18 protein-coding genes are annotated in these 22100 nt (G+C 49.3%); 12 read left to right on the top strand and 6 right to left on the bottom strand.

Annotated elements, in window-relative coordinates:
* Positions 1 to 26 precede the first annotated feature (26 nt).
* Both QL223_RS16665 and acnB read left to right on the top strand, forming a co-directional pair.
* On the top strand, positions 27 to 2303 hold the full coding sequence (locus tag QL223_RS16665; protein ID WP_281545351.1) for a patatin-like phospholipase family protein: 2277 nt from the start codon (positions 27 to 29) through the stop codon (positions 2301 to 2303).
* A gap of 227 nt (positions 2304 to 2530) precedes the next feature.
* Entirely contained in the window at positions 2531 to 5128 is a 2598-nt protein-coding gene (gene acnB / locus QL223_RS16660; protein WP_002537413.1) for a bifunctional aconitate hydratase 2/2-methylisocitrate dehydratase, read from the top strand.
* Between the two features lie 76 nt (positions 5129 to 5204).
* Here acnB and QL223_RS16655 read toward each other — a convergent pair whose 3' ends face one another.
* The 3 genes from QL223_RS16655 to QL223_RS16645 form a co-directional block, all read right to left on the bottom strand.
* Positions 5205 to 6344: a glycerate kinase gene (locus tag QL223_RS16655; protein ID WP_281545350.1), complete on the bottom strand. Its 1140-nt coding sequence runs from the start codon at positions 6342 to 6344 to the stop codon at positions 5205 to 5207.
* A 21-nt stretch (positions 6345 to 6365) separates the two neighbouring features.
* On the bottom strand, positions 6366 to 7724 hold the full coding sequence (locus QL223_RS16650) for a GntP family permease (protein WP_281545349.1): 1359 nt from the start codon (positions 7722 to 7724) through the stop codon (positions 6366 to 6368).
* Between the two features lie 114 nt (positions 7725 to 7838).
* Positions 7839 to 8969, bottom strand: coding sequence for a sugar diacid recognition domain-containing protein (locus QL223_RS16645; RefSeq protein WP_281545348.1), 1131 nt, complete (start codon positions 8967 to 8969; stop codon positions 7839 to 7841).
* A 160-nt stretch (positions 8970 to 9129) separates the two neighbouring features.
* Here QL223_RS16645 and QL223_RS16640 point away from each other — a divergent pair, with 160 nt between their 5' ends.
* From QL223_RS16640 to QL223_RS16615, 6 genes are all read left to right on the top strand, one after another.
* Entirely contained in the window at positions 9130 to 9507 is a 378-nt protein-coding gene (locus tag QL223_RS16640; RefSeq protein ID WP_002537419.1) for a YacL family protein, read from the top strand.
* Between the two features lie 281 nt (positions 9508 to 9788).
* On the top strand, positions 9789 to 10127 hold the full coding sequence (glnK, locus tag QL223_RS16635) for a P-II family nitrogen regulator (RefSeq protein ID WP_002537421.1): 339 nt from the start codon (positions 9789 to 9791) through the stop codon (positions 10125 to 10127).
* A 21-nt stretch (positions 10128 to 10148) separates the two neighbouring features.
* The gene (locus tag QL223_RS16630; protein ID WP_002537422.1) at positions 10149 to 11378 is read left to right on the top strand and encodes an ammonium transporter; all 1230 of its coding nucleotides are present in this window, start codon (positions 10149 to 10151) and stop codon (positions 11376 to 11378) included.
* A 162-nt stretch (positions 11379 to 11540) separates the two neighbouring features.
* The gene (locus tag QL223_RS16625; RefSeq protein ID WP_002537424.1) at positions 11541 to 12557 is read left to right on the top strand and encodes a Fe(3+) ABC transporter substrate-binding protein; all 1017 of its coding nucleotides are present in this window, start codon (positions 11541 to 11543) and stop codon (positions 12555 to 12557) included.
* A 67-nt stretch (positions 12558 to 12624) separates the two neighbouring features.
* The gene (locus QL223_RS16620) at positions 12625 to 14256 is read left to right on the top strand and encodes an iron ABC transporter permease (protein ID WP_002537425.1); all 1632 of its coding nucleotides are present in this window, start codon (positions 12625 to 12627) and stop codon (positions 14254 to 14256) included.
* Positions 14253 to 15281 (top strand): ABC transporter ATP-binding protein, encoded by a 1029-nt coding sequence (locus QL223_RS16615; protein ID WP_002537427.1) that lies wholly within the window; start codon positions 14253 to 14255, stop codon positions 15279 to 15281. The genes QL223_RS16620 and QL223_RS16615 overlap by 4 nt, the downstream gene beginning before the upstream one ends.
* 69 nt (positions 15282 to 15350) lie before the next feature.
* Here QL223_RS16615 and QL223_RS16610 read toward each other — a convergent pair whose 3' ends face one another.
* Positions 15351 to 15956 carry a TetR/AcrR family transcriptional regulator gene (locus tag QL223_RS16610; RefSeq protein WP_039849733.1) on the bottom strand — a complete coding sequence of 202 codons (606 nt, stop codon included), beginning with the start codon at positions 15954 to 15956 and terminating at the stop codon, positions 15351 to 15353.
* Positions 15957 to 16202: 246 nt separating this feature from the next.
* On the opposite strand from QL223_RS16610, the gene hpt reads away from it, so the two are divergent.
* A complete protein-coding gene (gene hpt / locus QL223_RS16605) occupies positions 16203 to 16736 on the top strand; it encodes a hypoxanthine phosphoribosyltransferase (RefSeq protein WP_002537431.1) in 534 nt (177 codons plus the stop codon).
* A gap of 64 nt (positions 16737 to 16800) precedes the next feature.
* On the opposite strand, the gene can is transcribed toward hpt, so the two are convergent.
* Positions 16801 to 17448, bottom strand: coding sequence for a carbonate dehydratase (gene can / locus QL223_RS16600; protein WP_002537433.1), 648 nt, complete (start codon positions 17446 to 17448; stop codon positions 16801 to 16803).
* A 339-nt stretch (positions 17449 to 17787) separates the two neighbouring features.
* Between can and QL223_RS16595 the strand changes: the two genes are divergently transcribed.
* From QL223_RS16595 to QL223_RS16585, 3 genes are read left to right on the top strand one after another with little or no spacing between them, the layout of a single operon-like run.
* The gene (locus QL223_RS16595) at positions 17788 to 19440 is read left to right on the top strand and encodes a SulP family inorganic anion transporter (protein ID WP_002537434.1); all 1653 of its coding nucleotides are present in this window, start codon (positions 17788 to 17790) and stop codon (positions 19438 to 19440) included.
* A 17-nt stretch (positions 19441 to 19457) separates the two neighbouring features.
* Positions 19458 to 20381 (top strand): ABC transporter ATP-binding protein, encoded by a 924-nt coding sequence (locus tag QL223_RS16590; RefSeq protein ID WP_002537436.1) that lies wholly within the window; start codon positions 19458 to 19460, stop codon positions 20379 to 20381.
* On the top strand, positions 20378 to 21148 hold the full coding sequence (locus tag QL223_RS16585; protein ID WP_002537437.1) for an ABC transporter permease: 771 nt from the start codon (positions 20378 to 20380) through the stop codon (positions 21146 to 21148). The genes QL223_RS16590 and QL223_RS16585 overlap by 4 nt, the downstream gene beginning before the upstream one ends.
* A 62-nt stretch (positions 21149 to 21210) precedes the next feature.
* Here QL223_RS16585 and panC read toward each other — a convergent pair whose 3' ends face one another.
* Entirely contained in the window at positions 21211 to 22089 is an 879-nt protein-coding gene (panC, locus tag QL223_RS16580; RefSeq protein ID WP_281545347.1) for a pantoate--beta-alanine ligase, read from the bottom strand.
* Positions 22090 to 22100: the final 11 nt, after the last annotated feature.

Below are 22100 nucleotides of genomic sequence, written 5' to 3'. Positions count from 1 at the left end.
CATCAAAATTGCAAGGCAGCAAAAAAATGTTGATTAGGCTTCTAAAGGGCAGGTTGGTTACTGCAGTGATTCTGTTGTCGGCCACGCTGTCTGCATCTTTAGCGTTCGCGGAAAATAATTCTCAAAGACCAACAGTTGGATTGGTGCTTGGCGGGGGAGGCGCGAAAGGCGCGGCGCACGTGGGTGTGCTTAAGGCATTGGAAGAAATGCATATCCCTGTCGACTATATTGCTGGTACCAGTATGGGTGCCTATGTAGGTGGACTTTATGCCACGGGCATGAGCGCGGATGAAATCGGTGCCATGATGGAATCCATTGACTGGAATGAAGGCTATCAAGACAGGGTTTACCGGGGTGATCGCCGTATTCGCGACAAAGAACATGAAGATCGCTACAACCTCTCCACTAACCTGGGTTTCGACTTTAAAAGTCTAAAAACACCCCAAGGGGTTGTACAGGGTCAGAATATGATCCGTATTCTTCGAGACTCGACGGGTAATCTGCCTTCCTTTGAATCGTTTGACCAAATGGTGGTGCCATACCGGGCCGTTGCAACAGACATTGAGCGACTGATTCCCGTTGTTATTGGTGATGGGCAACTGACCGAAGCAATGTTGGCGAGTATGGCAGTGCCGGGGGCACTGCCCCCTGTGGAGCTGGATGGGCATTATTTGGTTGATGGCGGTTCAGTCAATAACTTACCCGTTGATGTAGCGAAAGCCTTGGGTGCAGACATCATCATTGCCGTTGATATCAGTACCGACTATTACCCAGCGGAAGAGCTTGGCTCTTACCTCCAGGTTATGAATCAATTGGTGAACTTTATGGTTCGCCAGAGTACGGAAAAGCAAATCTCTAACATGGATAAAGGCGATTTCCTGCTGACGCCTGATGTTGGTGACATGGAAACCACCGAGTTTGACCGTGTGCCGGAAGCGCTGCAGAAAGGCTATGAGATTGCCATGGTCAACCGCGATGCTCTGGACAAGATCAGCATGACTTCTGGTGAGTATCAGGAGTATGTGGAAGAGAAACAAAAGCGCCGCAGACTGATGCTTTATGGGGATACGCTGGATGTTGATCGTATCGTGATTAATAACGACACCAGTTTCTCTGACGAAGTGCTTAAAGCTCGCCTAAACCTACAAACGGGCAAAATGGATTCCGAAAATCTCGAGAAATCGGTGCAGAATCTTTACGCCCTCGACCGTTTTGAAACCGTGCGTTATCACCTTGAACAGGAAGGTAAGGAAAACGTACTGGTCGTTGATGTGGCCGAAAAGAGCTGGGGGCCGAATTTTGTCGACTTCCGATTTGCTCTTGAAGATAACTTTGAGTCAGATACCAATTTCTCCGCGGGTGTCAGCATCAATACCACCGGGCTGTCCGATTATGGTGCAGAGTTGCGATCCACTTTTGAGTTGGGCTCAGATAAGAAAGCCCAAGCCGAGCTGTATTTGCCGTTTTCTGCTGAGCAGACTTTTTTCGCTGAAATACTCGGCGGATTGGAGGTAAGAGAGCGTAATGCCTATTACCGTGGTGACCAAGAGCCAGTATTGGGTAGTGATAGCTTTGCTATCGGTACTCGCTACAGCGAAGTGATTGGGGACGCCAGCGTAGGTTGGCAGCCAAAACTTTGGGGAGAGTTCAAGCTTGGTTACCGTCACGTTTATGGTGAAGAGAAGTTGGCGAACAGCCTGTCCCTGACGAGCGATTATGAACGTTCGATGCCCTATCTCTCCTTTACGCTAGATACCTTGGATAACAGGGTGTTTCCAAACATAGGTGGATATATCGACGCCTCTCTGGGTTATGCAAAGGACAAGGTCGATTATCAGGGTGATCGCGAAGAAAGCGAAGCGGCAGTGTTGAACGTGGAAGGGATTTACGCCCAGACCTGGCGAAAACATACCCTTTACGGCAAAGCAAAATACGGCACCATCAACGCGCGTGTCGGGAATGTGCTTATTGAACCTCACGAGCTTGGGGGCTTTCTGAACCTGTCAGGTATTCCAAGAGATTCGCTCTGGGCGAACAATATCGCTTACAGTGCGTTGGTTTACCGCTATCGCCTGCTGGATAACGACTTTGGTTTGTTTAAATCTCCTGTGTATTTAGGGACTTCCCTTGAGTACGGTGGAGTGTGGAACAACCCAGATTTTTCACTAAAAGATATACCGTTTTATACGGCAGGCAGTATATTTGCTGGGGTCGATTCACCGTTGGGACCCATCATTGTCGCCTATGGTCGTACAGAAAATGATCTCGATTCGTTCTATTTTATAGTCGGGTCCCACTTCTAAAGGACACAGAGGGCGAAGTGATTGCTTCGTTCTCACTGATAAATCAAATGTTTCATTCCATGCCTGGAATTTAAAATTTGGTTAAAAAGTGATAACATGCCAGCTTCGTTATGCAGGGCACCACAGAAAGATAGTTACCTCCTACATTTCATTCGGTGCCTGCTAGCCGAGCTTAATTCCAAGGATGTCTGGCCGCGACGGCCGGACCGCAATATGAGGAAAACGTCGTGCTTGAAGCCTATCGTAAACACGTCGAAGAACGTGCTGCTCAGGGCATCGTCCCTAAACCACTTGATGCGGAGCAAACCGCAGCCCTAATTGAACTGCTCAAGAACCCACCTGCCGGTGAAGAAAGCACCATCGTTGATTTGCTGGAAAACCGAATCCCACCAGGCGTAGACGAAGCGGCATATGTCAAAGCTTGCTTCTTGTCTGCTGTCGCGAAGGGCGAAGATAGCTCTCCGTTGATTAGCAAAGAGCGCGCTGTTGAACTGCTTGGTACCATGCAAGGCGGCTACAACATCGAATCCCTGGTCGCTCTGCTGGATGATGATGCACTGGCACCAATTTCGGCTAAAGCGCTCTCTCACACTCTGCTGATGTTCGATGCTTTCTACGATGTAGAAGAAAAAGCGAAAGCGGGTAACGCATTTGCGAAGCAGGTGATGGAGTCTTGGGCGGAAGCTGAGTGGTTCCTTTCCAAGCCGAATGTTCCTGAAAAAGTCACCCTGACCGTATTTAAAGTGACGGGTGAAACCAACACTGATGACCTGTCACCAGCACCGGATGCATGGTCTCGTCCAGACATCCCACTGCACGCACTGGCGATGCTGAAAAACGAGCGCGACGGTATCAATCCAGACCAAGCGGGTGTAGTTGGTCCAATCAAGCAAATTGAAGCGCTGAAAGAAAAAGGTCACCAACTGGTTTACGTGGGTGATGTTGTCGGTACGGGTTCATCGCGTAAGTCTGCGACCAACTCTGTGCTTTGGTTCATGGGCGATGACATTCCAAACGTTCCAAACAAGCGCGCAGGCGGTTTCTGTCTGGGTGGCAAAATTGCCCCTATCTTCTTCAACACCATGGAAGATGCTGGCGCACTGCCAATCGAGCTGGACGTTTCCAAGCTGAACATGGGCGATGTGATTGATATCTACCCGTTCAAAGGTGAAGTTCGCAGCCATGGCTCTGATGACGTGCTGTCTACTTTCTCTCTGAAAACCGATGTACTTTACGATGAAGTACGTGCGGGCGGCCGTATCCCTCTGATCATTGGTCGTGGTCTGACAGACCGTGCACGTGAAGCGCTGGGTCTGGAGCCATCTGACGTATTCCGTCGTCCTCAGCCAGTGGCTGACTCTGGTAAGGGCTTTACCCTTGGTCAGAAGATGGTAGGTAAAGCATGTGGCGTTGAAGGTATCCGCCCAGGTACTTACTGTGAGCCTAAGATGACCACAGTAGGTTCTCAGGACACCACTGGCCCTATGACCCGTGATGAGCTGAAAGACCTGGCGTGTCTGGGCTTCTCAGCTGACCTGACCATGCAGTCTTTCTGTCACACTTCGGCATATCCTAAGCCAGTTGATGTGAACACTCACCACACGCTGCCAGATTTCATCATGAACCGTGGCGGTGTTTCCCTGCGTCCGGGTGATGGTGTTATCCACTCATGGCTGAACCGTATGCTGCTGCCAGATACAGTCGGTACCGGCGGTGACTCACACACCCGTTTCCCACTGGGCATTTCGTTCCCAGCAGGTTCTGGTCTGGTTGCATTCGCAGCGGCGACAGGTGTGATGCCTCTGGATATGCCTGAATCAATCCTTGTTCGTTTTAAAGGTGAAATGCAGCCAGGTATCACTCTGCGTGACCTTGTACATGCGATCCCTTACTACGCTATCAAGCAAGGCCTGCTGACTGTAGAGAAAGCCGGTAAGATCAACGCATTCTCTGGCCGCATTCTGGAAATCGAAGGTGTTGAGCACCTGACGGTTGAGCAGGCATTCGAACTGTCTGATGCATCAGCAGAGCGTTCTGCTGCAGGTTGTACTGTGAAGCTGTCTCAAGAGTCAGTGGCAGAGTACCTGTCTTCTAACATCGTGATGCTGAAGTGGATGATCAGCGAAGGTTACGGCGATCGTCGTACCATCGAGCGTCGTATTTCTGCGATGGAAGCATGGCTGGCGAACCCAGAGCTGATGGAAGCTGACGCAGATGCAGAATATGCAGAAGTGATCGAGATCGATCTGGCTGAGATCAACGAGCCAATCCTGTGTGCGCCAAATGACCCAGATGATGCACGACTGCTGTCTGATGTTGCTGGCGACAAGGTCGATGAAGTATTCATCGGTTCTTGTATGACCAACATCGGCCACTTCCGTGCAGCAGGTAAACTGTTGGATAAATTCGGTGGCACGCTGGAAACCCGTCTTTGGGTAGCTCCACCGACTAAGATGGACCGTGATCAGCTGACTGAAGAAGGCTACTACGGTATCTATGGCCGCGCTGGCGTACGTATCGAAACTCCGGGCTGTTCACTGTGTATGGGTAACCAAGCGCGTGTTGCTGACAAGGCAACTGTACTGTCTACCTCTACCCGTAACTTCCCGAACCGTCTGGGTACAGGTGCGAACGTTTACCTGTCTTCTGCTGAGCTGGCATCTGTTGGTGCTATCTTGGGTCGTATCCCAACGGTTGAAGAGTATCTGGAATACGCGAAGCAAATCGATGCGACAGCGGCAGATACCTACCGTTACCTGAACTTCCACCGCATGGATCAATACACCAAGAAAGCGGACGAAGTGATTATTCAAGCAGCGGTTTAATGCTTGAATAACTGATAAAAGAAAGCCTCCCAATTGGGAGGCTTTGTTCGTTATAGGGGATATTGATTTCCTGAGATTAGGACTTAGAGCCTAGCTTCAATGTTCTCGCTACATTCTGAGCGGTCAGTTCAACATTCTCTTTGGCATTAGCCAGCGCATCTTCCAAGGTACATGCACCTGATACCACGCTGAACAACACATCAATCCCATGGTCATACACCACAACGCTATCTTGAGTGATGCTACCTGCGATGCCGATGACTGGCAGATTAAATTGCTTAGCACAGCGCGCCACACCAATTGGGGTTTTGCCGTGAATGGTTTGGCTGTCGATACGGCCTTCGCCTGTGATGACCAGATCTGCATCTTTCAGCTGCTCTGACAGGTTAACGGCATCCATGACGATTTCGATACCTGGGCGCAGATCAGCATGGAAAATCCCCATCAACGCAGCGCCCATACCACCTGCTGCACCGGCACCTGCGCTATTTTTTACATCACTGCCAAGCTCTGATTTCATTATGTCAGCATAGAGAGCAAGGTTGGCATCCAACGTTTTGACCATCTCTGGTGTCGCACCTTTCTGCGGACCGAAAACCGCCGAAGCGCCTTTTTCACCGCACAGTGGGTTGTCGACATCACAAGCGACTTCAAGTTTTACGTTCTTGAGGCGGGGGTCGACATCGCTGCAATCGATGGTGTGAAGACTTGCCAATGCGCCGCCACCAAAGCCAATCGCTTGTCCGTCTTTGTCCAACAGTTTAACGCCAAGTGCCTGAGCCATACCTGCACCACCATCGTTGGTTGAGCTGCCGCCGATACCGACAATCAGGTGCTTAGCGCCATTGTTCAGGGCTGCTTTAATCAGTTCACCCGTACCGAAGCTGGTGGTTACCAGAGGGTTGCGCTCTTTGGATGGAACCAAATGAAGACCTGAAGCTGCAGCCATTTCGATAACAGCGGTTTCGCCATCACCCAGTAGGCCAAAGAACCCTTTAACCGGAGTACCAAGAGGCCCTGTTACTTCTACCTGAATAATACTGCCACCTGTGGCATCAACCAGTGATTGCACGGTACCCTCGCCACCGTCTGCCATGGGCAGTTTGGTGAAACGCCAAGTAGGAAGAACGGTCTTGAAGCCGTTTTCTATGGCCTGAGCGACTTCTGCGGCACTCAGGCTTTCTTTATAAGAGTCAGGGGCAATGACGACATGCATTCTTGGGCTCCAAAAAACAAATTACAGAAGTATTAAACTAAGAATATAGACGGTGACAATACCCGTCAGACCTTGTATCAGGGTGGCTATGGTTTGCGCGCGGTATGCAGTGCTCACCGACATTTTGCTGAACTGGGTGACGACCCAGAAGAAGCTGTCATTGGCGTGTGAGACTGTCATTGCTCCAGCTCCAATTGCCAGCACTGTCAGTACGCGTCCCATTTCGGTGGCCAATCCTAGGTCGCCTAGCATCGGTGCAACCAGTGCAGATGTGGTGACCAAAGCAACGGTTGATGAACCTTGCGCTGTTTTCAAAGCGGCGGCCACAATAAATGGCATAAACAGACCGATGCCCAGAGTAGAGAGCGTCTCGCCCAGTTGAGGTCCCACACCAGTTGCTTTAAGCACGGCACCGAATGCGCCACCAGCACCCGTGATCAGCAGAATTGGAGCCGCAGTAGAAATCGCATCGGAAACCTGGGCAGTCAGCGCTTCACCTTTCGTTGGTTTATTTTCCGATGTTTTCACCAGTGGTAGGGCAATGAATAGGCCCACAACCAGTGCATTAAGCGGTGAACCCAGGAAAGCCAGTACGGTTTTTAATGTGCCGTCACCAAGAGGAGCACTTGGGTAATTGGCGATCGAACCGAGGCAGATGAGGACGATAGGGATCAAGATAGGGGAGAAGGCCTGAGCAGCTGTTGGTAATTTCCCATAGCGGGCTTTGAGCGTTTCGTAACTCTCTGTTACTTCGTCATCTTCACCACACTCGTAGCGTGAAGATGCGTAGTTTGCCCAAGCCAGACCCGCCAGAGCGGTAGCCGCCGCGACAATCAGCCCTAAACCAATGACCAGCCCTAAATTGTTTGTCAGATCGAGGTTACCGGCTGCGGCAATAGGGCCTGGAGTTGGCGGAACAAAAGTGTGTGTGGCATACAGGCCGGTTGCAAGCGCAACACTCATGCCGACAGCCGAAACGCCCATACGCTTGGTCATGGCGCGTTTTAGGGAGTTCAAAATTACATACCCTGAATCACAAAATACGGGAATGGACACCAGATAACCTATCAGTGACATGGTCAGTCTAGGAAAGCGATCACCAAGCAGTTTGATAATGGTATCTGCCATCGTGATGGCCGCGCCAGAGCGCTCAAGGATAGTACCGATAATGGTACCCAGCATGATCACCAGACCGATATAGCCCAGAATACCGCCAAAGCCACCACTGATGGTTTTAGCAATACTGTCCAGTGGCAGGCCCGAAAGTAATGCAGTTAAAAAGGCGGCACCAAGTAGTGCGAGAAAGGGGTGAATTTTAAACTTGGACGTTGATAGCACCACAAAGGCGATGGCTACCAATAACACGATAACGAGTTCCATGGGTGAGTCTCCTTGTAGGGTAATGGCATTTGTTATGTTGTTATCGTGTGTATTTTCCAGACTGATATTGATGAAAACTATGTTTGTAAATACAAATTACTCGGCTGTTTTTCGTCATTTTTTGTTTAATGTAACAATCCATTGTGAGGTCGGCCTGATAGTCAAAGCAGCATAAAGAAGCCCTTTATGCTGAAAGTTTGTCAGTAAAAAACCGGTACATTCCTCAATCTGCCTCAGGCGATAGCGCACCGTATTGGGGTGAATGGAAAGCGACGAAGCAGCTTTATCTATATCACTGTTCTGGAGGAACCACGTTTGCAGTGTGCTCAACAGAACCGGATTTTTATCGGTAATGGTTTGGAGAATATTGTCGACTTGTTCAAGTTGCCAAGTTTCGGAAATCGGATTAAGCAGGGCGGCCAGCGGATAATCAGAAATATTGGCTAAATGCTGGTTTTCCGGCAACCCGTTGAGTAAAGAGCATAATCCGGAAAAAGCACTTCGCACGCCACCAATGGAATGAACTGGAGTGCTGAACACCCAGCGATATTTTTTTGTGCCTTTCATATCTTTTAGCAGGCGCTTCGTACTTTTCTCCCAGTGCATGTGCTGCGTTTCCTGTTTCTTGCCTTGAAGGGGAACAAGAATGACCAAAGTCATGCTATTGCAGCTGGCCTTGAGAATGTGTGGATTGATCTGGGAGAGCTGTTTGGTGATGGTGCGTTGGTCAATGTCAATCGGGTGCTGGCATAGTGCAATGCCGAATGACGTATCCATGTTGACGTTGAGCTTGGCGGCAATCGAACGCAAATGATCTTCGTTGGTTTCGTATTGTAACCACTGCTGAACAAATTCCTCTTTTCTGGTTTCACTCCACCTTAATAATTCCAATTCGTGTGCATGTTCAACCGTCATTTCGGCGGCCATCCTAACCAGCTCGCCATACTGTCTGACATCCTCCAGCCTTCCCGATATCCCAATCACGCCGATGGCCTGATCCTTAAAAAATATGGGCAGATTAACACCGGGTTTTACGCCCCACATGTTGTGCTGCATTTCGTCAGTAATTTCGATAGTGCGCTTTTCGGATAGCGCCAGAATCGCGCCTTCGTGGCGTTGATGAAGCCTCGAATGATCGGTAGAGGCAATGATGTAACCTTGCTCATCCATGACATTCAGGGCATTTTTTATGATCTTTATCGCGCGTTGGACAATGGCGTTGGCTAAGTCTGGCGTAATCTTCATGGATAGCTATGAAAGGATATTGATATTTCCCATAGATTACTTTTCGCAATGAGTAGGGTGCTTCATTGTTGATGAAATATGTGAACTTCATAAGTGAAAAAACGCGTTGCATCTTATTAGAGAATATAAACAATGGCCTCTCAATGATCGGAGGGTACACGTGGACTACGAATTTCGACGCAATACTTTAGACGATAGCTTTCATGCGGAACTATCAATGGGGCATGAGGCACTGGGGCGTTGGCTCGTTGATGAACTTGGGACAGATCATGATGCCATTGATGAAGTTTTGGAAAATCTGAAGCTGGTGATGGAACAAGGTGGTGAATGGACACGCTCAGGTAAAGTGTTCCACTTGCAACTGACACAGGAAGAAGCCCTGGTGCAGGCCAATATCGTGCTCGAAGACAGCGAAGAAGAGATGCCAGATGTTGATTTGCATACCTATGAAGAGGAAAGCGTGTCGCTTTGTGGACCAGAAGACCTCCTTTTGGTGCTTGAAGCCTGGCAAGATTTTATTCGTCGCTATGGTCGCTAACTAGCTGATATTTATAGATAACGGTAATGGATGACCGTTAGCCCAATCTTTTATCCTTCCCTTGTCTAACTTTCCTGACGCAACTTTTTGGTGCGTACACCTCAACTTTCCCCGGTATTGCCTGATTGCGGTGAATTTTACGCACCAGAATGGTGCATTAGAAATCTTTGAATTTACAACTTAACAGTAACTGTCTGAAAAATAATAAAATAAAAAACTGGCACGCCATTTGTTTATTACTTGACCAGAACACAATTAAATTCTGGTTCAAGGAGACGGTAATGAAATTGATCAACGCAATTATCAAACCCTTCAAGCTCGACGATGTGCGTGAAGCACTGGCTGAAGTCGGCGTAGATGGGATGACAGTGTCAGAGGTAAAAGGTTTTGGTCGTCAGAAAGGCCACACCGAATTGTATCGCGGTGCGGAGTACCAAGTGGATTTTCTGCCTAAAGTGAAGCTGGAAATTGCAGCACACAGCGAAAACGTTGACGAAATTATTGAAGCCATCAGCAAGGCGGCACAGACCGGCAAGATTGGCGATGGAAAGATTTTTGTTTATGACCTCCAGCAAGCTGTACGTATTCGTACTGGCGAGATGGACGCAGAAGCGATTTAAGGGTTTAGGGGAGTAAGAAAGATGGAACTGACTACAACTGTGACAGAGCTGCGTTATGCGCTCGATACCTTTTTCTTTTTAATTTCAGGTGCACTGGTAATGTGGATGGCGGCAGGTTTTGCCATGCTGGAAGCTGGTCTGGTGCGTTCTAAAAACACCACGGAAATTCTCACTAAGAACGTTTGTCTGTATGCAATTGCATGTACGACTTACCTGCTGGTGGGTTACAACATCATGTATGTTGACAACACGGAAGGCGGCTGGCTGCCATCGTTTGGTGCCTTGATTGGTACTCAAAGCGAAGGCGCGGACCACTCTCTTGAATCTGACTTTTTCTTCCAGGTTGTCTTCGTAGCGACTGCAATGTCTGTGGTTTCTGGTGCAGTAGCTGAACGTATGAAGCTTTGGGCTTTCCTGGCGTTCTCTGTTGTACTGACTGCGTTTATCTACCCAATGGAAGGTTACTGGACGTGGGGCGGTGGCTTCCTGTCAGAAGCAGGTTTCAGCGACTTCGCAGGTTCAGGTATCGTTCACATGGCGGGTGCTGCAGCGGCACTGGCGGGTGTTCTCCTGCTGGGTGCACGTAAAGGCAAATACGGCAAGAACGGTCAAATCTACCCAATTCCAGGTTCAAACCTGCCACTGGCAACCCTGGGTACTTTCATCCTGTGGTTCGGTTGGTTCGGCTTCAACGGTGGTTCGCAGCTGATGGTTTCAGACTTTGAAAACGCAACAGCAGTTGGTCAAATCTTCCTGAACACTAATGCGGCAGCAGCAGCGGGTGCCATCGTTGCACTGGCAGTGTGTAAAGCCACTTGGGGTAAAGCTGACCTGACAATGGTGTTGAACGGCGCGTTGGCTGGTCTGGTAGCGATTACTGCTGACCCACTGTCACCATCTCCAGTTGCGGCACTGACTATCGGTGGTCTGTCTGGCGCACTGGTTGTTATCAGTATCGTTGGTCTGGATAAACTGAAGATTGACGATCCAGTAGGTGCAATCTCTGTACACGGTACTTGTGGTCTGTTTGGTCTACTGGCAGTACCTTTCAGCAACGCTGACGCGACTTTCGGCGCTCAAATCTTCGGGGCAGCAGTTATCTTTGCTTGGGTATTCGGTGCAAGCCTGGCGGTTTGGGCAGTGCTGAAAGCCACCATGGGTATCCGTGTAGGTGAAGAAGAAGAACTTGAAGGCATGGACTTCCATGACTGTGGTGTAGATGCTTACCCAGAGTTTGTTAGCGTGAAATAATATGTAACATTTCTAGGTGCTTACCAAGCCCTGCATCCTTTGGATGTGGGGCTTTTTGCTATTTATCGGTTACATAACGTATTGCATACGCATATTTGGTGTGTATACTAATCGCATTGATAAACGTTCTCATTTGAATTTGCACTTTAGGGAATCAAGGATATGAAAAAGCTGTTGACAGCATCAGCACTGATGTTTGGAGTTATGGGTACAGGCGTAGCGCAAGCTGCAGAGGAAGTGAACGTATACTCTTACCGTCAGCCGTTTCTGATTGAGCCAATGCTTGACCAGTTCACCAAGGAGACAGGTATCAAGGTAAACGTGAAGTTTGCTAAGAAAGGTATGGCTGAGAAAGTTGAGCAGGAAGGCGAATACAGCCCGGCTGACGTTCTGCTGACCGTTGATATCTCTCGTCTGATGGAGCTGGTAAATAAAGATCTGGTTCAACCTGTTGATAGCAACATCATTGATGAAAACGTACCTGCACAATACCGTGATGGTGAAGACCGCTGGTTTGCCCTGACTACGCGTTCTCGTGCGGTTTACTCTTCCCGTGACCGTGTAGGTCAACTGGGTGCGGATTTTGACTACATGGATCTGGCGAAGCCTGAATTCAAAGGAAAAATCTGTACACGCTCTGGTAAGCATCCGTACAATGTTTCCCTGGTTGCCTCTATCATCGCTAACCATGGCGAAGCAGAAGCAAAAGCATGGCTGGAAGGCGTGAAAGCGAATCTGGCCCGTAAACCACAGGGTAACGACCGTGCACAAGTCAAAGCGATCTCTGAAGGTCTGTGTGACGTGTCTCTGGGTAACAGCTACTACCTGGGTAAAATGCTGGCCGACGAGAAGCAAATCCCATGGGCAGAGAGCGTATACCTGAACTACCCTGGCCAAAAAGCTGACGGCACACATGTGAACATCAGCGGTATGGCAATGGCGAAATACTCGCCAAACAAAGAAAACGCACAGAAACTGATGGAGTACCTGACGTCAGATGCGGCACAAAAGATGTACGCGGAAGTGAACTACGAAGAGCCAGTTAAGCCGGGCGTTGCAAGCTCTGAGCTGGTGGCCTCTTGGGGTGAATACAACGCAGACGATCTGCCACTTGAAACCATTGCGGATAACTACGCAACAGCGATGAAGCTTCTTGATGAAGTGAAATTCGACCTGTAGACCTGTAATGGTGAAGGGGGAACTTGGTTCCCCCTTACTGCATTCTGACGCCATAATGTTGTAGGCAATGTTAGAACAGAATCGATTTTTGAAAGCCAGTAGTTGGGTGTTTTCCCTGCTGCTGGTTTTGCCTATTTTGGCAATCTTTTACACTTCGCTTGGTGAATCCGACGAAGTCTTTGGTCACCTGATGTCTACGGTGATGGGTACTTACACGCTAAATACCGCGTTGTTGGTCTTAGGCACTGTCTCTCTTTCCCTTTTAATGGGCATTCCCTCAGCCTGGTTGATGGCCAACTATGCCATTCCCGGAGATCGTTGGTTGCAGTGGGCCTTGGTACTTCCCCTTGCAATGCCCGGCTATATTGTTGGTTATATCTATACCGATTGGTTTGATTTTGCTGGCCCTATTCAACTCCTTCTAAGGGATGTGACAGGCTGGACGTCAGCCGCGCAATACTGGTTCCCTGATTTACGCACCTTGCCAGGTGCATGTTTTGTCTTGGCGTTAGTGCTGTACCCGTATATCTACCTTCTTGCCCGTGCGGCTTTCATGGAACAAAGCCTGACGCTGACTCAATCGGCACGCCTGCTTGGCTGCACCCCAACACAAAGCTTTTTCCGTGTATCACTGCCGCTTGCCCGTCCTGCTATTGCAGTGGGTGCCTCGCTGGTTGCCATGGAAGCGCTCGGTGATTTTGGTACCGTTTCCTATTTCGCCGTGAGTACGCTGACAACGGCGGTATACGATACTTGGCTAGGTTATTCCAACCTCAATGCCGCGGCAAAAATCTCTGCCATCATGCTAGTGGTGATTTTTGTGCTGATCAGCAGTGAGCGATATAGCCGCCGCAAGCAAAAGCTTTTCAGTCAGAATGTCACGCCGGATACCATTGCCAAATCACCGCTTCGAGGCAAATACAAAGTGCTGGCGACTGTATGGTGCTGGGGGCTTTTCACCATCGCGTTTATCGCGCCGCTTGGCCAACTTCTTATCTATGCGTGGGATTATCATTCCAGCAGTTCGGTGGAAGATTTTGCACAATACAGTGTGAACAGCCTTTATGTGTCGGCAATTGCTGCCGTGGTGGCATTGGTTATTGCGCTACTGGTGAATTTCTATAAGCGTCTTTCCGGCCGTGCTGCGAGTAATGTGCCTATCCGTATCGCCTCAATGGGGTATGCGGTACCAGGGACTGTGCTGGCGATAGGTGTGCTGATTTTCCTGACCAGTGCTGATCACATTATCAATGATATTGCTAAAGCCATGGATTGGGGACGTCCGGGACTCCTTCTTTCCGGCACTATGTTCGCCATGTTGACGGCATTTGTGGTACGTTTCAGTGCGGTCGCAATCGGCAGTGTTGAATCGAGTCTTGCAAAGGTTTCACCGTCGCTGGATATGGCTGCGCGCACCATGGGCTGTAATGTACGCAGCATGATTCAGCGCGTGCAATTACCTCTCATTCGTCGAGGCTGTTTGATTGCCATGCTGCTGGTATTTATTGAATCGATGAAAGAGCTTAATGCAGCATTGTTGCTTCGCCCTTTCAATTTCGAAACGCTGGCGACCTATGTCTTTAACTATGCTTCCGACGAACACCTTGAATATGCAGCGTTACCAGCAGTATTACTGGTGTTGGTTGGACTTATCCCTTTGATCATGATTAACCGTTCTTTGGAGCAAAGCCACTCATGAGTTGTGCACTGACTGTAAGCAATCTGATTTGTCGTTATAACGGCCAGGCAGTGCTGAATGATCTCACGTTCCGCGTTGAAAAAGGCGAAATTGTCTGCCTACTCGGGGCAAGCGGCTGCGGTAAAACGACTCTGCTGAAAGCCATCGCTGGCTTGCTGCCTTTAGACAGTGGCGAGATGATGATTAATTGCCGTCAGATTGTAGGCCCCTCGCTGAATGTGCCGCCTGAGCAGCGCAATATCGGCATGATTTTTCAGGACTATGCCCTGTTCCCACACCTAACGGTGGCAGAGAATGTGTCGTTCGGTCTGAAAGGTTGGGACAAATTGGCCACCAACGCACGTGTCCAAGAAATGCTGGCGCTGGTAAAACTGGATGGTCTCGAAAGCCGTTATCCGCATCAACTTTCCGGCGGTCAACAACAGCGTGTTGCGATTGCCCGAGCGTTGGCTGGTAAGCCAGATCTTCTGTTACTGGATGAACCTTTTTCCAATATCGACACGCAAGTGCGCCACAGTCTAATCAAAGAAATCCGAAAGATTTTCAAAGAGCAGGGTGTGACGGCCATTTTCGTCACCCACAGTCGAGAAGAAGCCTTTGCTTTCGCCGATAAATTGGCGGTGATGAATAAAGGTGTGATTGAGCAATACGGTGGTGCGACCGATCTTTACTACAGCCCAAGCAGCCGTTTTGTGGCAGATTTTCTTGGACACGGCTCATATGTGCCGGTATCTGTGAATGGCGACAGTAAAATGTATACGCCATTGGGAGAGTGGCCAGTAGAGCAAGCCGCCAATGGCAGCGATTTGGAATGGCTTATCCGCCCACAAAACCTCTCGATTACCCCAGATGATTCTGGCAATGGTGTCGTAAGTGATGTGCAGTTTATGGGTGACAGTTGCCGCTATCTCGTGGATGTGAATGGACAAAGCTTAATGGTTTACTCTAACCAACTTTTGGATATGGGTGACAAGGTTAGACTCGATATCAGACCACACCCACCGGTGCTGTTCGAAGCCTCCTAATTTGAGTGAGTTGACATAGAATACAAAAAAACCGGCGTAAGCCGGTTTTTTCTTGGTTGCTTGCGGGACTTAGTGGCCGCAAAGCATGTCAATGTAACCATCCGCCTGACGAATCAATGCTTCTTTATCCGGTTGCTGGTTAGTTTGAAGATAAAGAATGTAGCATACGCCATCAAAGAGTCGGGCCAGCTCAATGGCTGAGCGGCGCTCTGGGATCACACCTTCTTGAATACCGTGATTGAATAGGGCGGTGTATTGCTCCAAAACCACGTTTTTGCCTTCCACAAAATTTGGCCAGATGTCTTCACGAATAGATGTGCTCCACTCATACCAGACTTTCAGCCATTCTTTGTCTGCCAGCGCCGCGTCGATCACCGCGGAAGTCACGAACGACAATGAATTACGAACGTGTTTTTTACCCAAGTGAAGGTGGCGGGCAATAATCTGTTGAAACTCTTTTTCTGCTTCTTTGAGTACGGCTTCGACGAGATCTTCCCGGGTCGGGAAGTAATTAAATACGGTTGCCACAGAGACTTGTGCCATATCTGCGATATCTGCATGCCCTGCACGCCCGATGCCACGCTTGGAAAATACTTCCAGCGCATAGCCGAGCAGTTGTTCCTTCCTCTGCTCAGGCGACAAACGGGTCCTTGTACGTCCACTTGATGTAGTCATCCTGGTTCCTGCCAACTTATAACGAATTTAGTCTGCCTATATCGGACAAACTTTATATTGATGTAACACGCTAAATAACAACTGCTTGCGAAGTGTACAACAGCAACAAGTTGCTTAACAACGGCTTGACGCTATGGAGCGTCGAAATTTTGACGTGCATCGAGAGTAGGCTTGAGCAAGCGGCAGTGGTAGAATGTCCGACCTCATTTACACAGGTAGTCTGGCGGATAGCCGTCGAGGGTTAAAATGAAACATACCGTAGAAGTGATGATTTCAGAGCAAGAAGTCCAACAGCGTGTGAAGGCGTTGGGTGCTGAAATCACTGAGCACTATAAAGATTCTCAGGACCTGGTCATGGTTGGCCTGTTGCGTGGTTCTTTTGTATTCATGGCGGATCTGGCGCGTGCCATTGAGCTGCCTCATTCAGTCGACTTCATGACAGCATCAAGCTACGGCAATGCGATGGAAAGTACCCGTGATGTGCGTATCCTGAAAGATCTGGATGACGACATCAAAGGGAAAGATGTGTTGCTGGTGGAAGATATTATCGACACCGGTAACACCCTGAGCAAAGTATGCGAAATCCTGTCTATTCGTGAGCCTAAATCTATCCGCATCTGTACGCTGCTCGACAAACCAGAGCGTCGTGAAGTCGATGTACATGTAGATTGGTATGGCTTCAAAATCCCTGACGAATTCGTTGTGGGTGTGGGCATCGACTATGCTCAGAAATATCGTCACCTGCCGTACATCGGTAAAGTGGTGCCACTGGAAGGCTAATCACCTAACAGCCATGAAAAAAGCGACCATCTGGTCGCTTTTTTGTGTCTGAGTATTTCAGAGGTTATTCAGGAATGAGCTCTGACATGGCTGACTCATAGCCTGCTTCCAATGTCGCAACGCTATTCGCTGTCATTCCCAAATCCTTCAGTACACCATCACTGATGTCATAGAACCAACCATGAATTTTTACGTCCTGCCCGCGCTCCCAGGCGGCACGCAGTATGGTGGAATTGCCAAGGTTGTAGACCTGCTCGGCAACATTGATTTCACAGAGTTTATTACCCTGCTCTTCTAATGTGAGGCCGCTTAGGTAGCGTTTGTGCTTTCGGTAGAGGTCGCGGATGTGAAGAAGCCAGTTGTTGATAAGGCCGAGCTCGGGGTTTTCAATCGCGGCGTGCACACCACCACAACGGTAATGTCCACAGATGATGATGTGTTTTACCTGAAGCACGTCAACAGCATACTGAACCACAGAAAGGCAGTTAAGGTCAGTGTGGACAACTTGATTGGCCACGTTTCGGTGAACGAATAGCTCACCCGAGTCCAGACCTGTCAGACGCTCCGCCGGTACGCGACTGTCAGCACAACCTATCCATAGGTATTCAGGGTGCTGGGATTTTGCTAATTCCGCAAAGTAAGCCGGATTGTCTTCTTTGATGGTTTTGGACCATTTCACATTATTGGAAAGAAGCTGCTTAATTTGAGCCATGGCGCCCCCTAAAAAATTCTGCGAGCAACTATACACCACAAAAGATCATATTTAGATACAATTTAACACTTTCTACTCAACATTTTAGCTCCTCCTACCAGCAGTATGGTTGATATAACAGATCCCTGTTACCGTAATTGATCGGTATACTAGGGCGCGCTTTATCTCCTCCCCGCTAACCATTTGGGAACAAAATGTGTACACCAGCCGCAAAGAACCGCGGATGGTTTGGGAAAAGTTGCGTCTTTGATTTGTTGGAGAGCACGGATAGGAGAGCTGATTACCTACTTGGGTAATTGGGTAGCTTGCCGAAAAGGAAGTATTAAAAGGGAGCAAGTTGTGAAATTAGACCGATTCAAACACTGGAGCCTGAAAGGCGACATTTTCGGCGGTGTCACTACTGCCATCATTTCTCTTCCCCTCGCGCTTGCATTTGGTGTCGCCTCCGGCGCTGGTGCTGAAGCAGGTCTTTGGGGCGCTATTCTCGTTGGTTTGTTTGCTGCGCTGTTTGGCGGCTCCTCCACACTGATTTCTGAACCGACCGGCCCGATGACAGTCATCATGACGGCTGTCCTCACCTCTATGATGGCGAGATATCCAGAAACGGGCATGGCAATGGCCTTTACTGTCGTTATGATGGCAGGTGCTTTTCAGGTCTTACTGGGTACGTTGAAACTGGGTAAGTACGTCACCTTAATGCCATATAGCGTGGTATCCGGCTTTATGTCCGGCATTGGTGTGATACTGATACTGCTGCAAATTAGCCCATTGATGGGACAGGCAGCGCCTCCTGGCGGCGTGCTGGGAACGATTCAGGCATTGCCAGAAACCGTCTCGAATCTCAGTTTCAAAGAGCTCTTCCTCGGCCTTCTGACTTTGGGCATTCTGTTTTACTTTCCGAAAAAATACCGTAAGTACATTCCTGCCCAGCTCGTTGCGCTGGTATTGGTAACTCTGTTATCTGTCATTTTCTTTGATATCGAGAGCATTCGCCGTATCGGTGAAATACCGACAGGTTTGCCGTCAATTGTGTTCCCGACTTTTACTCCAGAACAGCTCACCACTATGGTGATTGATGCGCTGGTGCTGGGTACTTTGGGTTGTATCGATACGTTGCTGACGGCAGTGATTGCTGACTCATTGACCCGGGAAGAGCACAACTCAGACAAAGAGCTCCGTGGTCAGGGCATTGCGAACATTATCTCGGGTATGTTCGGAGCACTGCCAGGAGCCGGTGCCACCATGGGTACCGTGGTGAACGTTCAGGTTGGAGCTCGCTCACCGCTGGCAGGGATTGTTCGTGCCCTTATTCTTGCAGCAGTGGTGTTGGTCGCAGGCTTCCTGACAGAGCCGATTCCAATGGCTGTGTTGGCCGGTATCGCACTCTATGTGGGTATTAACATTCTTGACTGGAGTTTCCTGCAGCGCGCCCACAAAGTGAGTAAGCACCAAACGGCTATTATGTATGGCGTCATGGCGCTGACTGTTTTTGTCGATTTGATTGTTGCTGTTGGCTTGGGTGTTTTCATTTCCAACGTGATCGTGATTGAAAGGCTCAGCCGAGAGCAGGCGAAGCAGGTGAAAGCCATCAGTGATGCGGATGAGGATGATGTTCCTCTGACAGACGAAGAGCGAGATTTATTAGATAATTCTGATGGAAAGGTGTTGTTTTTCTATCTCTCCGGCCCAATGATCTTCAGCGTGTCCAAAGCCATCTCCCGACAACACACCAGTATCGGCGACTATCGCGTCATGATCCTGGATTTGAGTGATGTGCCTCTGATTGACATGACAGTGGGTCTCGCGCTGGAAAACGCCATTGCCGATGCCCGCGAAGCGAATTGTACTGTGTTCTTGCTCAGTCCTCATGAGCAGACCACAGAACAGCTGAAACGCCTTCATGTTGGCGACTGGGTCGCTGACACGCACATGTTCGACTCCCGTTACGATGCGCTCAATGCTGCCAAGCGGCTAACGGAAGTCATGCCATAAAAGAATAAATAACACTTATGAAAGCAATTGAAATCGACAATCTGGTCAAGGTATATGGCACAGATGTCAAAGCGCTTAAAGGGGTGTCTTTATCGGTTGAGGAGGGCGATTTTTACGCCCTTCTTGGTCCTAACGGTGCCGGAAAATCCACGACGATTGGGATCGTCAGCTCACTGGTAAACAAAACGTCTGGCAAGGTGAAGATTTTCGGTTACGACATCGACACTCAACTGGTCGAAGCAAAAAAACAAATTGGACTGGTGCCTCAGGAGTTTAACTTCAATCAGTTCGAGAAAGTGGAACAAATCGTTGTTAATCAGGCTGGGTACTACGGCGTAGAGCGTGAAGAAGCCAAGCGCCGCGCTAAAAAATACCTCACCCAGCTCGACCTTTGGGAGAAGCGCAACGAATCAGCCCGTAATCTTTCTGGTGGTATGAAGCGCCGTCTGATGATTGCGCGCGCCCTGATGCACGAGCCAAAACTGCTTATTCTGGATGAGCCTACAGCGGGTGTAGATATTGAACTGCGCCGCTCGATGTGGACTTTCCTGCAGGAAATCAACAAGCAGGGCATCACTATCATCCTGACCACCCATTATCTCGAAGAAGCGGAAATGCTGTGTCGTAATATCGGCATCATTAACCGTGGTGAGCTGATTGAAGACACCTCGATGAAAGCGCTTTTAAAGAAACTGGATGTGGAAACCTTTGTTCTGGATCTCGCGCCGGACAGCTCAGTAAAAAGCTTGGAAGGCGTTCAGTGGGTGCAAGTCGATGACCACACACTGGAAGTTGATGTGCATAAACACACAGGCCTGAACACGGTCTTCGAACAGTTGACCGCGCAAGGTATCCAGGTGCTTTCGATGAGAAATAAAGCTAACCGATTGGAAGAGTTGTTCGTGACGCTGGTGCGCGAAAATGCGGAGGCCAAAGCATGAATAAACTTTACTGGGTGGCTTTTAAAAGCCTCATCATCAAGGAAGTGACCCGCTTTACCCGTATCTGGGTGCAAACGTTGGTTCCGCCTGCCATTACCATGACCTTGTATTTCATCATCTTCGGTAACCTGATTGGCAGCCGGATTGGTGAAATGGGCGGCTTCAGTTACATGGCTTACATCGTACCGGGTCTTATTATGATGTCGGTGATCACCAACTCTTACTCCAACGTGGCCTCTTCCTTTTTTAGTGCCAAAATGCACCGGAACATTGAAGAACTAATGGTTGCGCCTGTACCGAACTACATCATGATCGCCGGTTATGTCGGCGGCGGTGTGGCAAGAGGCTTGGCGGTTGGGGTGATGGTCTCCATGGTGTCGCTGTTTTTTGTCGACCTTAAAATTGCCCATCTCGGCGTGATTGTGGCCACGGTATTCCTGACATCGGTGGTCTTTTCACTGGGTGGATTGATCAATGCAGTATTTGCAAAAAGCTTTGATGACATCAGTATCATCCCGACCTTTGTACTGACACCGCTGACCTATCTGGGTGGCGTGTTTTATTCGCTCTCCCTGCTTCCTGAATTCTGGCAGGGCGTGTCGAAGCTGAACCCTATCGTCTACATGGTGAATGCTTTCCGTTACGGCTTTCTTGGTGTGTCTGATGTGAATATCGTGACGTCATTTGCGGTATTAAGTTTGTTTGTTGTCGGACTGTACACGTTAGCGTGGTATCTCATTAGTCGTGGTATCGGCCTTCGAAGCTAAGAGCACTATGAGCATAAAAAAACCGCCTTCCGGCGGTTTTTTACTATCTGAGTGCGAGCGTATTACTCTTCGCTGTCGTCAGCGACCTGTGGGGTCAAATCAACAGTAAGGTTGTCGATAAGTCTCACTTGGCTCAGGAAAGCAGCTGCCAGAATTACGGCTTTAGAAGTGTGCTCGCTGATAGGTTGCAGGGTGTTGGCATCACGGATGAAAATCTCGTCTGGCTCTAGACCCGCTGCGCGCAGCTGGTCGTTACCGTCCAGCACCAGTTCGCTGTAGTCGTTACGGCCACCACGCATTTGGCTACTGATCCAACGCAGAGTTTTTGCCAGCACTGGTGCACGTTGACGCTCATCGACGGTCAAACGGGTATTACGGCTGCTCATGGCAAGCCCATCCACTTCACGCACGGTCGCAACAGGAATGATTTCGATAGGCAGGCAAAGATCGTCCACCATCTTTTTAATCACGGCAAGTTGCTGGAAGTCTTTCTCACCAAAGCAAGCCACATCCGGCTGAACCATATTGAACAGCTTGGAAACAACGGTTGCTACGCCTTTAAAGTGGCCTGGACGGGATGCGCCTTCAAGCACACCGGAAAGGCCCGGAACATCCACAAATGCGTGATTGTCCATGCCATTGGGGTACATGATGTCGGCGGTCGGGGTGAATACCACCTCAACCCCTTCAGTGTTCAGTTTGGCAATGTCTTCATCGAGCGTGCGAGGATACGCCGCCAAATCATCTGCTTTATCAAACTGCATTGGGTTAACGAAGATGCTAACAACCACTACATCGGCATTCTCACGGGCTCTGCGAACCAGAGTGAGGTGACCGTCGTGCAGGTGACCCATGGTAGGGACAAACGCAATGCGCTGGCCTTCACGGCGCCATTGCTGAACCTGTTCACGGAGTGGGGCAATCTCAGCGATTACTTGCATTTATCGGCATT

Origin of the sequence: Grimontia sp. SpTr1 (genome assembly GCF_947387585.1) — a bacterium.
Lineage (GTDB): Bacteria > Pseudomonadota > Gammaproteobacteria > Enterobacterales > Vibrionaceae > Enterovibrio > Enterovibrio indicus.
This window is presented reverse-complemented; position numbering and strand designations above follow the sequence as displayed.

What these genes read in the sequence shown, in the direction of transcription:
- QL223_RS16665 (WP_281545351.1), top strand. Translation starts at nt 27, where the DNA reads ATGTTGATTAGGCTTCTAAAGGGCAGGTTGGTTACTGCAGTGATTCTG.
- QL223_RS16655 (WP_281545350.1), bottom strand. Translation starts at nt 6,344, where the DNA reads ATGCATGTCGTCATTGCCCCTGACTCTTATAAAGAAAGCCTGAGTGCC.
- QL223_RS16650 (WP_281545349.1), bottom strand. Translation starts at nt 7,724, where the DNA reads ATGGAACTCGTTATCGTGTTATTGGTAGCCATCGCCTTTGTGGTGCTA.
- QL223_RS16645 (WP_281545348.1), bottom strand. Translation starts at nt 8,969, where the DNA reads ATGAAGATTACGCCAGACTTAGCCAACGCCATTGTCCAACGCGCGATA.
- glnK (WP_002537421.1), top strand. Translation starts at nt 9,789, where the DNA reads ATGAAATTGATCAACGCAATTATCAAACCCTTCAAGCTCGACGATGTG.
- QL223_RS16630 (WP_002537422.1), top strand. Translation starts at nt 10,149, where the DNA reads ATGGAACTGACTACAACTGTGACAGAGCTGCGTTATGCGCTCGATACC.
- QL223_RS16625 (WP_002537424.1), top strand. Translation starts at nt 11,541, where the DNA reads ATGAAAAAGCTGTTGACAGCATCAGCACTGATGTTTGGAGTTATGGGT.
- QL223_RS16620 (WP_002537425.1), top strand. Translation starts at nt 12,625, where the DNA reads ATGTTAGAACAGAATCGATTTTTGAAAGCCAGTAGTTGGGTGTTTTCC.
- QL223_RS16615 (WP_002537427.1), top strand. Translation starts at nt 14,253, where the DNA reads ATGAGTTGTGCACTGACTGTAAGCAATCTGATTTGTCGTTATAACGGC.
- QL223_RS16610 (WP_039849733.1), bottom strand. Translation starts at nt 15,956, where the DNA reads ATGACTACATCAAGTGGACGTACAAGGACCCGTTTGTCGCCTGAGCAG.
- hpt (WP_002537431.1), top strand. Translation starts at nt 16,203, where the DNA reads ATGAAACATACCGTAGAAGTGATGATTTCAGAGCAAGAAGTCCAACAG.
- can (WP_002537433.1), bottom strand. Translation starts at nt 17,448, where the DNA reads ATGGCTCAAATTAAGCAGCTTCTTTCCAATAATGTGAAATGGTCCAAA.
- QL223_RS16590 (WP_002537436.1), top strand. Translation starts at nt 19,458, where the DNA reads ATGAAAGCAATTGAAATCGACAATCTGGTCAAGGTATATGGCACAGAT.
- QL223_RS16585 (WP_002537437.1), top strand. Translation starts at nt 20,378, where the DNA reads ATGAATAAACTTTACTGGGTGGCTTTTAAAAGCCTCATCATCAAGGAA.
- panC (WP_281545347.1), bottom strand. Translation starts at nt 22,089, where the DNA reads ATGCAAGTAATCGCTGAGATTGCCCCACTCCGTGAACAGGTTCAGCAA.